The sequence below is a fragment of the Pseudomonas indica NBRC 103045 genome, assembly GCF_002091635.1.
GTDB lineage: Bacteria > Pseudomonadota > Gammaproteobacteria > Pseudomonadales > Pseudomonadaceae > Pseudomonas_M > Pseudomonas_M indica.
In genome coordinates, this window is sequence record NZ_BDAC01000013.1 from 42,075 (window position 1) to 55,089 (window position 13,015).

A 13,015-nucleotide genomic window follows, 5' to 3' on the forward strand; every position below is an offset into this window, starting at 1 on the left:
CAATGCCTTAGACCACGGCCTCGGCACTGTCCTCGCTACGCTCCATGGTTACCTGGCGGATCGACAGGCGGATTTCCGCCGGCAGCACGCGCTTGGCCGCGCCTTCGGCCAGTTCGCCGAGCTGCGGGTGGTAGCTGAGCTTGCCTGCTTCGTCCTGGCGCAGCACACCCTGGTCGAGCAGGCTCTGGATGAAGTGGCGGAACAGGCTCTTGTCGAAGAATTCCGGGGCGTTCAAGCCATGGAGGATCGACAGGCGCTGGGCCATCACGGTGCAGAGATTCTCCAGCTCCTCGGCAGACAGTGTGTTCTGCCCGCCGTTGATCAGCAGGGCGATGGCCATGTAGAAGCGTTGCAGGGTCTGCACGATGGCGCGGGCCAGCAGGGTCAGCAGGACGAACTGCCGCGAGCTGGGCGCCGGGCGCACGAACACGTCGTTCTCGAACTTCAGCAGGCCCTGGTCGACGAACGCAGCCAGCCAGTCGTCGATCACCGCATCCAGCTCTTCCACTTCGTAGCGAATGAACAGTTCCGACTGCAGGTAGGGGTAGAGCGCGCGGGTGTAGCGCAGGATCTGCTCGCGGCTCATCCGCGCGCTGCTCTGGAAAAAGCTGGCGAGCAACGCCGGCAGAGCGAAGACGTGGAGGATGTTGTTGCGGTAGTAAGTCATCAGGACGGCGTTCTGTTCGTCCAGATAGAGAATGCGGCCGAGGGCGTCCTTTTGTTCGGCGAGCAGGTCCATGCTGCGGACGTATTCGATCAGCGCCTGGCCATCGCCGTCCGGCAGTGTGGAGTGGACCGAGTAGGGCACCCGGCGCAGCAGCGCCAGGTAGAGGTCCAGCACCCGCGCCAGAGCCTTCTCGTCGAGCGCCAGCTTGCTGGTGGACAGCAGCGCCAGGGCGACCAGGTTGACCGGGTTGACCGCCGCCGCTTCGTTCAGGTGCTGGGCGACGCGGTCGGCGAGACGGTTGGTGGTCTCGTTGAGCCAGGCCGGGCGATATTGCGGGCCGAGTTCCTGATCACGCCAACCAGGCTGTTCGCGGTCGAGGAAGTCGGCCAGCTTGATCGGCTCGCCGAAGTTGACCCAGACCTGGCCGAAGCGCTGCTTGAGGGCGCCGATGACCTTGAAGAGGTCGAAGATCGATTCCTTCTTCTTCGCTGCGCCGCGCAGTTCGCCAAGGTAGGTACGGCCCTCCAGCACCCGCTCGTAGCCGATATAGACCGGCACGAAGACGATGGGCAGGCGCGAGGAGCGCAGGAAGCTGCGCAGGGTGATGGCGAGCATGCCGGTCTTCGGTTGCAGCATGCGGCCGGTACGCGAACGGCCGCCTTCGACGAAGTACTCCACCGGGAAGCCGCGGCTGAACAAGGTATAGAGGTATTCGTTGAACACCGCGGTATAGAGCGGGTTGCCCTTGAAGGTGCGGCGCATGAAGAAGGCGCCGCCCCGGCGCAGCAGGCCGCCGATCACCGGCATGTTCAGGTTGATCCCGGCGGCGATGTGCGGCGGGGTCAGGCCGTTGCGGAACAACAGGTAGGACAGCAGCAGGTAATCGATGTGGCTGCGGTGGCAGGGCACGTAGATCACCTCGTGGCCGTGCACCACGCTTTGCACCTGCTCGATGTGGTTGATCCGGATGCCCTCGTAGAGCTTGTTCCAGAACCACGACAGCACCACTTCGAGGAAGCGGATCGCGGTGTAGGCGAAGTCCGAAGCGATCTCGTTGCCGTAGCGCAGGGCCTGGGCTTCGGCCTTCTCCACGGAAATCTTCTCGCGCTCGGCCTCGTCGAGGATGGCCTGGCGAACCAGGGGCGCGTGTACCAGCCCTTTCACCAGATTGCGCCGGTGCGACAGGTCCGGGCCGATCACGGCGGTCTTCTGGTTGCGGAAATGCACGCGCAGGATGCGATGGACCATGCGAAGGGTGCGCTCCTCGCCCTTGTCCTGCTCGACCAGCTCGCGCAGGTGGATGGGTGTGGAGAACTGCACTCGGGTCTTGCGGCCGAGGATGAGGATGCTCACCAGCCGGCGCAGGCGCCCAGTGACCGCCCAGGTGTCGGCGAACAGCAGTTTCCAGGGGCTGGTCTCGCGATCCGGCGACTGGCCCCAGAACACGCTGACCGGGACGATCTGCACATCCTCGACGTTGTGCTGGCCGAGGGCATTGACCAGCCGCACCAGCGTCGGCGAGGCACCGCGCTTGCCCTGGCGGCCGAGCCAGCCGGGCGCCGGGGTCAAATAGAAGAAGGCCGCGGGCTCGACATGGCCACCCACCGCCACCGGCAGCACCGGACGCGGCAGGCCGGCCTTGGTGCATTCCGTATCGACCACCGCGAGGTCGCTGACCGAGGGCTGCTGCAGCACGTAGAACACCGGTTTGCTGCGGTCGAGCTGGAGGGAAAAGGCCGACTGGTTGATGGTTTCCGAGCGCACCCAGAGATACAGCAGGCGGCGCAGGGTACCGAAGGCGAGGCGGCGAAACGGGGAGCGGGTCATACGATCGGGTGACGGTGTCGAGCGAAGCTCGGGGCGGCTAGTGTGCCGTATCCGCCAGTGGGCCGCAAAAAACCTGTAAATCACTGAAAACATTCTGCAACCCGCTTCACGCCGGGCGTCTTGCAATGGCCGCGGGCGCCCCCATATAGTCCGGCGTCGTTGCAGAGGGCCCGTCCGGTGCCGTCCTGGCGAACGGAAGGGTCTTGACCGGAATGGTGAGAGGCCATGATCGAGATCAGTCATCTAAGTAAGCGTTTCGCGCAGCACACCGCGGTGGACAACCTGTCCTTCCGAGTCCAGCAGGGAGAAGTGCTGGGATTCCTCGGCCCGAACGGCGCCGGTAAATCCACCACCATGAAGATGCTCACCGGCTTCCTCGCGCCGACCTCGGGCACCGCCAGCATCCTCGGTTTCGATATCCAGACCCAGACCCTCCAGGCCCAGCGGCAGATCGGCTACCTGCCGGAAGGCGCGCCCTGCTACGGCGACATGACGGTGCGCGGCTTCCTCGCGTTCATCGCCGAGGTGCGTGGATTCCGGGGTGCCGAGAAGAAAGAACGGGTCAGCAAGGCCGTCGCCCTGGTGGAATTGGAAAACGTCCTCGAACAATCCATCGAGACGCTGTCCAAGGGCTTCAAGCGTCGCGTCGGGCTGGCCCAGGCGATCCTCCACGATCCCAAGGTGCTGATCCTCGACGAACCTACCGATGGCCTCGATCCCAACCAGAAACATCAGGTCCGCCAGCTCATCCAGAGCCTGGCGAAGGACAAGATCGTCATCATCTCCACCCATATCCTCGAGGAAGTGACCGCCGTCTGTACCCGCGCGGTGGTGATCGCCGGCGGCCGGCTGGTGGCCGACAGCACGCCCTTCGAACTGGAGAGCCGTTCGCGCTATCACCAGGCGGTGACCCTGGTGGCCGAGGATGCGCTGGACGTCGCGGCGCTGGCGGAATTGCCGGGCGTGGCGGGTATCGAGGAAAACGGCATCGCCAACAGCCTGACGGTGCTGGCCAAGCCGGGCGAGGTGATCTTCCCGCAGGTCAACGATCTGATCCGCGAGCGCGGCTGGAAAATCAAGGAATTGGACGTGGAGCGTGGGCGCCTCGATGAGGTGTTCCGCACCCTGACCCGGGGAGAAGCGGCATGAAACAGCTACTCGTCGTCTTCAAGCGCGAGCTGGCGAGCTACTTCGCGACCCCGCTGGCCTATGTGTTCATCGTCATCTTCCTGGTGCTGTCCGGGGTATTCACCTTCTACCTGGGCGGCTTCTACGAGCGCGGCCAGGCCGACCTGTCGCCGTTCTTCAATTTCCACCCTTGGCTCTACCTGTTCCTGGTGCCGGCCATCGCCATGCGCCTCTGGGCGGAGGAGCGCAAGTCCGGCTCCATCGAGTTGCTGATGACGCTGCCGATCACCCGCTTCGAGGCGGTCACCGGCAAGTTCCTCGCCGCCTGGGCGTTCGCCGGCATCGCGCTGATGCTCACCTTCCCCATGGTGATCACGGTCAACTACCTGGGCGAGCCGGACAACGGCGCCATCCTCACCGCCTACATCGGCAGTTGGCTGCTGGCCGGCTCGTACCTGGCGATCGGCTCCTGCATGTCGGCGCTGGCGAAGAACCAGGTGATCGCCTTCATCCTGGCGGTGAGCGTGTGCTTCCTGTTCATCGTCAGCGGGTTCCCGCTGGTGCTGGACGCGTTCAACGCCTGGGCGCCGCAGTGGCTGCTCGATGCGGTGTCGTCGCTGAGCTTCCTGATTCGCTTCGACGCCATCAGCAAGGGCGTGATCGACCTGCGCGACCTGCTCTATTTCGTCACCCTGATCGCCGCCTGGCTGGCTGCCACGGCGGTGGTGGTCGATCTGAAGAAGGCTGACTGAACATGAAGAGACTCCTGTATTCCGGCGCCGGGCTGTTGCTGATCGCCCTGGCCTTCCTCGCCTTCAACATGGTGTCCAGCCTGGCGTTCACCGACGCGCGGCTGGACCTGACCGAGCAGAAGCTCTATACCATTTCCGACGGCACCCGGCGCATCCTCGATGAGCTGGACGAGCCGATCAACCTGTACTTCTTCTACTCCGACAAGACCGCCAAGGACCTAGTGACCCTGCGCAACTACGCCAAGCGCGTGGAAGAGATGCTCAAGGCCTACGAGCGTGCCGCCGACGGCAAGATCAAACTGCATATCGTCGATCCCGAGCCGTTCTCGGAAGACGAAGACAAGGCGGCGGAGTTCGGTCTGCAGGCGGTACCGCTGAACCAGGGCGGCGAGCAGGTCTACTTCGGCCTGGCCGGGACCAACAGCCTGGACGGCGTGCAGATCATTCCGTTCTTCCCGATGGACCAGGAAGAGTTCCTCGAATACGAGATCAGCCGCCTGGTGCAGAGCCTGGCCAAGCCCGACCGGCCGGTGGTGGGCGTGTTGTCTGGCCTGCAGATGAACGGTGGCTTCGACATGATGAGCCGTCAGCCGACACCGCCGTGGATGCTGATGGAAGAAGTGCGCCAGTTGTTCAAGATCGAGAGCCTGAAAAACGACATCGACCAGATCCCGGAAGACGTTTCCGTGCTGTGGCTGGTGCATCCTAAGCAACTGCCGCAGCAGACCCTCTATGCCATCGACCAGTTCGTCCTGCGTGGCGGCAAGTTGCTGGTGTTCGTCGACCCGTACAGCGAAGCGGATAACGGCATGGAAATGCCGGGCGAGATGGCCGGCGACAAATCCTCCGATCTGGAGCCGCTGTTCAAGGCCTGGGGGCTGCGCCTGATGCCCGGCAAGGTGCTCGGCGACGGCTCCTATGCCATGGCCGTGAGCATGGGGCAGGGCCAGCGTCCGGTGCGCCATGCGGCTTGGCTGAGCCTGCCGCAGAAGGCCCTCGACCAGAATGACGTCAGCACCTCGGGCCTGGAAACTGTCACGGTGGCCACGGCCGGCATTCTCGAGCCGGTGGAGGGGGCCCAGACCCACTTCACGCCGCTGATCCAGAGTTCCGAATACGCCATGCCGTTCGACGCCCAGCGCTTCGCCATGCTGAGTAACCCCGAAGAGCTGATCCGCGAGCTGGAGCCCACCGGCGAGCGCTATGCCATCGCGGCGCGTATCAGCGGTCCGGCGAAGAGCGCCTTCCCGGACGGCATCGAAGGCCGCAAGGACGGACTCAAGGAAGCGGCCAACATCAACGTGATCGCGGTGGCCGACACCGACCTGCTGACCGATCGCATGTGGGTGCAGGTGCAGGACTTCTTCGGCCAGCGTATCCCGCAGCCCTGGGCGGACAACGCCGGTTTCGCCATCAACGCGCTGGATAATCTGGCCGGCTCGGACGCATTGATCAGCGTGCGTTCCCGTGGCCGTTTCACCCGGCCCTTCACCGTGGTGGAAGCCTTGCAGCGCGACGCCGAGGTCAAGTTCCGCGAGAAGGAACAGGTCCTACAACAGCGTCTCGCCGACACCGAACAGAAGCTGGCCGCCCTGCAACGCAGCGACGATCCGGCCAAGGTCCTGGAGCTGACGCCGGAACAGCAGGCCACGTTGCAGCAGTTCCTCCAGGAAAAGGTTCGTATCCGGAAGGAATTGCGCGAGGTGCGCTATCAGCTGAACGCGGATATCGAAAAGCTGGGCCGCACCCTGAAGTTCGTCAATATCGCACTGGTGCCCCTCGTGCTGACGCTTGCCGTGTTGGCCCTCTGGGTGTGGCGCCGCCGCCGTCAGGCTTGAGGAGGAATCCATGGGTCGTAGAAGTCTGTCGTTCCTGGCCTTGCTGGCCGCCGCGCTGCTGATCGCCTTCTTCTGGCTGCAGCGCGAGCCGCAGCCGGTGGCTACCGCCCAGGAACCGTTGTTGCCGATGCTGCAGGGCAAGTTCAACGAAGTCAGCGCCATCGAGATACAGCGTCCCGGCCAGCCGCTGGTGCGTCTGGCACGCAAGGACGGCGTCTGGGTGGTGCCGGCCAAGTCGGACTACCCGGCCGCCGGGCAACCGCTGGCCGAGCTGCTGCGTGCCTTGAGCGAGGCTCGCAAGGTCGAGGCGAAGACCCGCAACCCCGAGTTCCACGGTCGCCTCGGTCTGGCTGAGCAGGGCAAGGAGGGCGAGCAGGCCACTCGACTGACGTTGGAGCGCGGTACCGGTGAGCCGGTGCGCCTGCTGATCGGCAAGGCGGCTCCCCAGGGACGTGGCCAGATGGTGCGTCTGGCCGGGGACCCGCAGGTGTGGCTGGTCAACCAGAGCATCGAGATGCCGGCCAACGAGCTGGCCTGGCTCGACCGGCGGGTAACGGTGATCCCCTTTGGCGACATTCGCGAATTCGACCTGCGCCATGCCGGCGAGCAACTGACGCTGTTCCGCGAGAGCAAGGACGAGCCCAACCTCAAGGTCCGGCAGATGCCGCAGGGCCAGCGGTTGGCCTACGAGGCGGTCGCCAACGGCATGGTCATGCCGCTCTCGCGCCTGGACTTCGCCGAGGCGGCGCCCCTGGCCCAGGTGCAGTTCAAGGGCAAGCCGGAACTGGAGTTCACGCTCGCCACCTTTGCCAGCGGACGGCTCAAGGGGGCCGTTTATGCACAGGGCGGAGAGCACTGGCTGACACTGCCGGAACGCGAAGGCCTGTCCGAGGCCGAGGTACCCGCGAAGGCGGATTGGACCTACCGTCTGGAGCCTTATCAGTACCAGGCGATGGCGAAGAAGTTGAAGGATTTGTTACCCGAAAAGACCCCTTGAAATGCGTGGAAGCCCCGTGCCACGGGGCTTCCGGCTGTCCGGAAAAAATTGCTTTTCACTCGCAGGTCTTGCTTTATACTTCGGTGGCGGTCGATTTAAGAACGCGATTCGAATACCCGCTCCATGCTCTCTTCGGCCGGGGTTGGATATAACAAGAAGAACGTTTTTGCCGAACCGTCGAGGTCCTCAACTCTGGGGGCAATCAAAAAAATTGCGAGTTGGAGAATGTGGTAATGGCTGATCGTGAGGTCGGAACCGTCAAGTGGTTCAATGATGCCAAAGGCTATGGATTCATTCAGCGCGAAAGCGGCCCGGACGTGTTCGTTCACTACCGCGCCATCCGTGGCGAAGGTCACCGCTCCCTGGTCGAAGGCCAGAAGGTCGAGTTCTCGGTGATCCAAGGTCAGAAAGGCCTGCAGGCGGAAGACGTCGCCAGAATGTGAGACCTCAACAAAAGGCCCATCCTACGATGGGCCTTTTGTTTTTACAGGCATTGCCCGGTGCTTCGTTATGCGAAGCATATCGTCCAGCTCGTGCCTGTTTCCCGTGACGCCGGACCGTTCGGTACCGGTCGCAGGGTTCGTGAAGGCTTTTCAGCGTACCGTTCAGGTGCGCCAGATGATCTCTTTCTCGCCGTCGGCATTGACGCTTAGCCAGCGGTCGGCCTGCTCTTCGCCTTCTTCTTCGTTCCAGCCGCCCGGTGCGCAGCGGATTTCCACGCCCAGCGTGGCGAAGGCCGCTTTCGCGCAGGCCAGGTCATCCGCCCAGGGCGTGGCGTCGCTTTCCAAATAGAGGCTGTGCCACTTGCCCACGGCGTTGGGCAGCCAGGTCACCGGAATGCCATCGGCCTCGCATTTGAACGTCTGCCCCTTGCGCTGCCACGGCGTGCAGGGGCCGAGCGCTTCGCTCAGCCAGCGAGTGACGTCTTCTTGATCGGCATCCTTCAGGTAGATCTCGATATCCGGTTGACGCATGCGGGTTTCCTGGTGGGCTGTGGGTTCTGGCAGGCGTGGGCTCAGGCCAGTCGTTCGATCCAATCGTAGCGTATGGACACCCGTACCTCGAACGGCTCGGCGATCACCGCGGCGCGACGCTCGGCGCTGGCGCGCCAACCGTGGGGCGTCATGGCCAGGAGGTCGGCACGTACGTCCGGGGTGTCGAGCGCCAGCACAAAGTCGAGTGTCTCGCTGTGGGCCAGCCGCATGCCGTCGGGAATCTGCGACAGGTGTTTGGTGTCGTCGTAGTCGCGGACCTCGTCGTACAGGCGGGCGCGCAGCTCGAGCAGATGCTCGCCGGTCGGGCCCATGCGCAGCAGGCCGCCGCCCGGTGCCAGCAGGCGCCGGGCCTCCTGCCAGTCCAGCGGGCTGAACACGCTGGCGATCAGGTCGCAACTGGCGTCGGCCAGCGGAACGCGGGCCATGCTCGCCACCAGCCAGGAAAGTTGCGGTACCCGGCGACAGGCGCGTTTCACCGCCTCGCGGGAGATATCCAACGCGTAGCCTTCGGCCTCCGGCAGCGCCTGGGCGATTTGCGCGGTGTAGTAGCCTTCGCCGCAGCCGATATCCAGCCAGCGCCGCGGTGCGCGCTCGGCGGCCAGTTCGGTGAGGCGCGCCGCCAGCGGCGCGTAGTGCCCGCCGTCGAGGAAACGGCGCCGGGCTTCGACCATGGTGCTGTTGTCGCCCGGATCACGGCTTTTCTTGTGCTGCACCGGCAGCAGATTCAGATAACCCTGGCGGGCACGGTCGAAACGGTGGCCGGCCGGGCAGGCCACGCCGTTTTCGACCGGGCTCAGCGGCGCTTGGCAGAGAGGGCAGATGAGCATGTTCACGCCAGCAGCTTGACCAGGGTCTGGTAGTAGATTTCGGTCAGCAGGTCGAGGTCGCTGGCCAGGACGCGTTCGTTGATCTGGTGGATGGTGGCATTGACCGGGCCGAGTTCGACCACCTGGGTGCCCATGGTGGCGATGAAACGTCCGTCCGAGGTGCCGCCACTGGTGGAAGGGGTGGTGTCGCGGCCGGTGACGTCCTTGATGCTGGCGGCCACCGCATCGAGCAGCGCACCCGGCTCGGTGAGGAAGGGCAGGCCGGACAGCGCCCATTCCACGTGCCAGTCCAGGCCGTGCTTGTCGAGAATGGCGGCAACGCGATGTTGCAGGCCCTCTACCGTGGATTCGGTGGAAAAGCGGAAGTTGAACATCGCGTGGAGTTCGCCGGGAATCACGTTGCTGGCACCGGTTCCGGACTGGATATTGGAAATCTGGAAGCTGGTCGGCGGGAAGAAGGCGTTGCCGTCGTCCCAGTGCTCGGCAGCGAGCTCGGCCAGCGCCGGCGCCGCGAGATGGATCGGGTTCTTCGCCAGGTGCGGATAGGCCACGTGACCCTGGACGCCGCGAATGGTCAGCTTGGCGCCCAGCGAGCCGCGCCGGCCGTTCTTCACCACATCGCCGACCAGGGAGGTACTGGAGGGTTCGCCGACGATGCACCAGTCCAGGCGCTCGCCGCGTGCGGCCAGACGCTCGACCACGGCCTTGGTGCCGTGTTGGGCCGGGCCTTCCTCGTCGCTGGTGATGAGGAAGGCGATGGCGCCGTTGTGCTGCGGGTGATCGGCGACGAAGCGCTCCACCGCCACGATCATTGCCGCCAGGCTGCCTTTCATGTCCGCCGCGCCGCGTCCGCAGAGCATGCCCTGCTCATCGATCAGGGCTTCGAATGGCTGGTGCTGCCAGGCCTGCAGGGGGCCGGTCGGTACCACGTCGGTGTGGCCGGCGAAGCACAGCACCGGGCCGTCGCCTCCGCGCTTGGCCCAGAAGTTCTCCACCTCTTCGATGCGCATCCGTTCGGTCGTGAAACCGACGGCGGCCAGCCGGCGCATCATCAGGTCCTGGCAGCCTTCGTCCACCGGTGTGACCGATGGGCGGCGAATCAGCTCGCAGGCCAGTTCCAGGGTAGGCGACAGGGCGGGGGAGGGGGCGGTCATGGCGCGACTCCAGCAAGGCGAGGGGCGTGGAAAAGGCGCACATCTTAAAGCAAAACGATTACCGGGCGGTGGCGAGCGCCGCTGCTTTTCGGCAGCGGCGCCCGGCCGGTTCGGTCAGGCGATGGCGGGCTCGACGGCTTCCTGCGGCTTCGGCACCGAAGACAGCAGGGCCATGATCAGCGCGGCCAGGTAAGGCAGGGACTGCATCAGCAGCACGGCGACCCAGAAAATCACGTCCGGGCTGGGGAAGCCCTGGACGACGGCGATGCCGGCGGCGGCGCCCCACAGCAGCAGCATGACGAAGACCTCTTCGCGGGCTTCGCCCAGCGCGATCAGCAGGCCGCTGTTGGTTTTCATCTTCGGCGTACGGAAGAACGGGATGCTGCTGGTGAAGAAACCGTACAGGACCGCCTTGGCGATAGTATGCGACAGCGCCAGGCCGGCCACCGCAGCGTAGAAGGCGTCCCTCAGGTTGACGCCGACTTGGCGCTGGTAGAGGAACAGGATCTTGCCCAGTTTGAAGAAGAACAGCGCCAGCGGCGGAATGGCGAAGATCAGCAATGGCGGGTCGACCCGCTGCGGCACGATGATCATCGCGGCCGACCAGAGCAGCGCACCGATGGTGAAGAAGATGTTCAGACCGTCGGCGATCCACGGCAGCCAGCCGGCGACGAAGTGGTAGCGCTGGCCGCGGGTCAGGGCGGTGTCCTTGCCGAACAGCAAGCTGCGGGCGTGCCGCTTCATGATCTGAATGGCGCCGTAGGCCCAGCGGAAGCGCTGCTTCTTGAAGTCGATGAAGGTGTCGGGCATCAGTCCTTTGCCGTAGCTGTCCTCGAAATAGGCAGCGGACAGGCCCTTCTGGAACACCCGCAGGCCCAGTTCGGCGTCTTCGGTGATGCACCAGCCGGCCCATTTCAGCTCGTCGAGAACCGATTTGCGGGTCATGGTCATGGTGCCGTGCTGGATGATCGCATCGCGGTCGTTGCGGGTCACCATGCCGATGTGGAAGAAGCCCTTGTACTCGGCGTAGCAGAGCTTCTTGAACAGCGAGTCCTTGTCGTCGCGGTAGTCCTGCGGCGACTGCACCACGGCGATCTTCGGGTCGGCGAAGTGCGGCACCATGTGCTTCAGCCAATTCGGGCTGACGCAATAGTCGGAGTCGATCACCGCGACCACTTCGGCATCCGGAGCGGTGCGCTCCAGGGCGTAGTTCAGGGCGCCGCCCTTGAACCCGGCGAGCGGTGCGACATGGAAGAAGCGGAAGCGCGGGCCGAGGGTCTCGCAGTAGGCCTGCACCGGCTCCCAGACGGCCGGGTCCTTGGTGTTGTTGTCGATCACCAGGACTTCGTAGTCCGGGTAATCGAGGCGGGCCAGGGCGTCGAGGGTTTCTTTCACCATTTCCGGCGGTTCGTTGTAGCACGGCACGTGGACCGAGACCTTGGGCCGGTAGGCGTTCTCGGCGGTGACCGGTGGGAAGGGCCGGCGGCGCTTGCTGGTCCAGACGGCCTCGGCCAGTTCGTGGGCCTCGGTGAGGAGGACGATGACCACGCCCAGCGCGCCCATGGCCAGCAGGCAGCCGACGGTGAGGCTGAACCAGGTGCTGTACTGCTGGCTGTAGTCATAGCCGATCCAGACCAGGATCGAGCCCGCCGCGAAGGACACGAAGGTGAGGAAGGTCCGGCCGCGCTGGCGCAGCGAGCTGCCGTCGATCAGCAGCAGGGCCAGGGCCAGCAGGGCGAGCACCACCGAGGCGATCACCAGGATTCGCCACTGCGGGATTTCCACCACCGGGCCTTCGAAATTGAACTTGGGCTGGCGTTCGGCGTTGTACACGCCCCAGTAGGCGCCCACCGAGCCTTCGTCGCTGACTTTCCACGGCTGGTCGAAGGCTTCGACGACGAAATAGTTGTAGCCCTTGCTGTTCAACGTGTTGAGCAGGGTACGCAGGTAGATCGCCTGGTCCGCCTGGGAGGCCTCGGCGCCGCCGCGCATGCGCCCGTTGCTCGGCCAGCCGACTTCGGAGAGCAGCAGCGGCTTCTTCGGGAAGGTCTGCTTGAGGTCGCGGGCGCGGTCCAGGACGAACTGGGTGGAGTCCTCCATCGGGATGAATTCCCAGTACGGGAGGATGTGCGCGGCGATCAGATCGACGTGCTGGGCCAGTTCGGGGTACTGCTGCCAGATGTGCCACTGCTCGGAGGTGGTGACCGGCACCTTGACTGCGGCGCGGACACGGTCGAGGTATTCGATGAGCTTCTTGCGGCTGATCTCGCGGCGGAACAGCGCTTCGTTGCCCACCACCACCCGGACCACGCTGCGCGAGGCATTGGCCAGTTCGATGGCCTTGGCGATCTCGCGCTCGTTGCGTTCCTCGTCGGGGCTGATCCACACGCCGAGGGTCACGCGCAGGCCGAACTCCTCGGCGAGGCGCGGGATGTCGGCGAGGGAGTTTTCCACCGAATAGGTGCGGATGTTGTCGGTCTGCTTGCTCAGCAGCTCGAGGTCCGCACGGATCTGTTCGTCGTTGGGGTAACGGTTGTCCTGGGGATTCTGATCCAGGTGGAACGGCGAGAAGGAGTAGCCGGAAATCTGCTCCGGCCAATCCGGGGCGTTGACCGGACGATTGTACAAGGCCCAGAAGCCGGTGAACAACGCGGCGACCGCCACGACTATCACCAAGTTGATTCCAAATTTGCGCGATGACATAGAGGTTTTTCGTGTTCCAAAGGGCGGAACGAAGGAGGGGGGGAAGCAGGCGAACGCTGCTGGCGCGCATCCTACTACCGCGCCCAGTACCTGTATAGGTGCCTTCGTTTCGGCCGTCGCGATGTGC

Annotated in this window: 10 protein-coding genes; 5 read left to right on the forward strand and 5 right to left on the reverse strand. The window is 64.6% G+C overall.

Annotated elements, in window-relative coordinates:
- Positions 1 to 7 precede the first annotated feature (7 nt).
- Positions 8 to 2,494, reverse strand: coding sequence for a glycerol-3-phosphate 1-O-acyltransferase PlsB (gene plsB / locus PIN01S_RS16025; RefSeq protein ID WP_084336814.1), 2,487 nt, complete (start codon positions 2,492 to 2,494; stop codon positions 8 to 10).
- 225 nt (positions 2,495 to 2,719) lie between these two features.
- Here plsB and PIN01S_RS16030 point away from each other — a divergent pair, with 225 nt between their 5' ends.
- The 5 genes from PIN01S_RS16030 to PIN01S_RS16050 all read left to right on the forward strand — a co-directional run bounded on the left by PIN01S_RS16030 (position 2,720) and on the right by PIN01S_RS16050 (position 7,652).
- Positions 2,720 to 3,643, forward strand: a complete 924-nt coding sequence (locus tag PIN01S_RS16030) for an ABC transporter ATP-binding protein (RefSeq protein WP_084336816.1) — start codon at positions 2,720 to 2,722, stop codon at positions 3,641 to 3,643.
- Entirely contained in the window at positions 3,640 to 4,374 is a 735-nt protein-coding gene (locus tag PIN01S_RS16035; protein WP_084336817.1) for an ABC transporter permease subunit, read from the forward strand. Before PIN01S_RS16030 ends, PIN01S_RS16035 begins: the two co-directional genes overlap by 4 nt.
- Positions 4,375 to 4,376: 2 nt before the next feature.
- Entirely contained in the window at positions 4,377 to 6,212 is a 1,836-nt protein-coding gene (locus tag PIN01S_RS16040; RefSeq protein WP_084336818.1) for a GldG family protein, read from the forward strand.
- A 10-nt stretch (positions 6,213 to 6,222) separates the two neighbouring features.
- Positions 6,223 to 7,209, forward strand: coding sequence for a DUF4340 domain-containing protein (locus tag PIN01S_RS16045; protein WP_084336819.1), 987 nt, complete (start codon positions 6,223 to 6,225; stop codon positions 7,207 to 7,209).
- Positions 7,210 to 7,442: 233 nt separating this feature from the next.
- Positions 7,443 to 7,652, forward strand: a complete 210-nt coding sequence (locus PIN01S_RS16050) for a cold-shock protein (RefSeq protein WP_084336820.1) — start codon at positions 7,443 to 7,445, stop codon at positions 7,650 to 7,652.
- A gap of 162 nt (positions 7,653 to 7,814) precedes the next feature.
- Here PIN01S_RS16050 and PIN01S_RS16055 read toward each other — a convergent pair whose 3' ends face one another.
- The 4 genes from PIN01S_RS16055 to PIN01S_RS16070 all read right to left on the reverse strand — a co-directional run bounded on the left by PIN01S_RS16055 (position 7,815) and on the right by PIN01S_RS16070 (position 12,888).
- Positions 7,815 to 8,183 carry a hypothetical protein gene (locus PIN01S_RS16055; RefSeq protein ID WP_084336821.1) on the reverse strand — a complete coding sequence of 123 codons (369 nt, stop codon included), beginning with the start codon at positions 8,181 to 8,183 and terminating at the stop codon, positions 7,815 to 7,817.
- Between the two features lie 41 nt (positions 8,184 to 8,224).
- A complete protein-coding gene (locus PIN01S_RS16060; RefSeq protein ID WP_084336822.1) occupies positions 8,225 to 9,031 on the reverse strand; it encodes a putative RNA methyltransferase in 807 nt (268 codons plus the stop codon).
- Positions 9,032 to 9,033: 2 nt separating this feature from the next.
- Entirely contained in the window at positions 9,034 to 10,185 is a 1,152-nt protein-coding gene (dapE, locus tag PIN01S_RS16065) for a succinyl-diaminopimelate desuccinylase (protein WP_084336823.1), read from the reverse strand.
- Between the two features lie 114 nt (positions 10,186 to 10,299).
- Positions 10,300 to 12,888: a glycosyltransferase gene (locus PIN01S_RS16070; RefSeq protein WP_084336825.1), complete on the reverse strand. Its 2,589-nt coding sequence runs from the start codon at positions 12,886 to 12,888 to the stop codon at positions 10,300 to 10,302.
- Between the last annotated feature and the right edge of the window lie 127 nt (positions 12,889 to 13,015).

Bases quoted from the DNA above. Each gene is read 5' to 3' on its own strand.
- plsB (WP_084336814.1), bottom strand. From the start codon at position 2,494: ATGACCCGCTCCCCGTTTCGCCGCCTCGCCTTCGGTACCCTGCGCCGC.
- PIN01S_RS16030 (WP_084336816.1), top strand. From the start codon at position 2,720: ATGATCGAGATCAGTCATCTAAGTAAGCGTTTCGCGCAGCACACCGCG.
- PIN01S_RS16035 (WP_084336817.1), top strand. From the start codon at position 3,640: ATGAAACAGCTACTCGTCGTCTTCAAGCGCGAGCTGGCGAGCTACTTC.
- PIN01S_RS16040 (WP_084336818.1), top strand. From the start codon at position 4,377: ATGAAGAGACTCCTGTATTCCGGCGCCGGGCTGTTGCTGATCGCCCTG.
- PIN01S_RS16045 (WP_084336819.1), top strand. From the start codon at position 6,223: ATGGGTCGTAGAAGTCTGTCGTTCCTGGCCTTGCTGGCCGCCGCGCTG.
- PIN01S_RS16050 (WP_084336820.1), top strand. From the start codon at position 7,443: ATGGCTGATCGTGAGGTCGGAACCGTCAAGTGGTTCAATGATGCCAAA.
- PIN01S_RS16055 (WP_084336821.1), bottom strand. From the start codon at position 8,183: ATGCGTCAACCGGATATCGAGATCTACCTGAAGGATGCCGATCAAGAA.
- PIN01S_RS16060 (WP_084336822.1), bottom strand. From the start codon at position 9,031: ATGCTCATCTGCCCTCTCTGCCAAGCGCCGCTGAGCCCGGTCGAAAAC.
- dapE (WP_084336823.1), bottom strand. From the start codon at position 10,185: ATGACCGCCCCCTCCCCCGCCCTGTCGCCTACCCTGGAACTGGCCTGC.
- PIN01S_RS16070 (WP_084336825.1), bottom strand. From the start codon at position 12,888: ATGTCATCGCGCAAATTTGGAATCAACTTGGTGATAGTCGTGGCGGTC.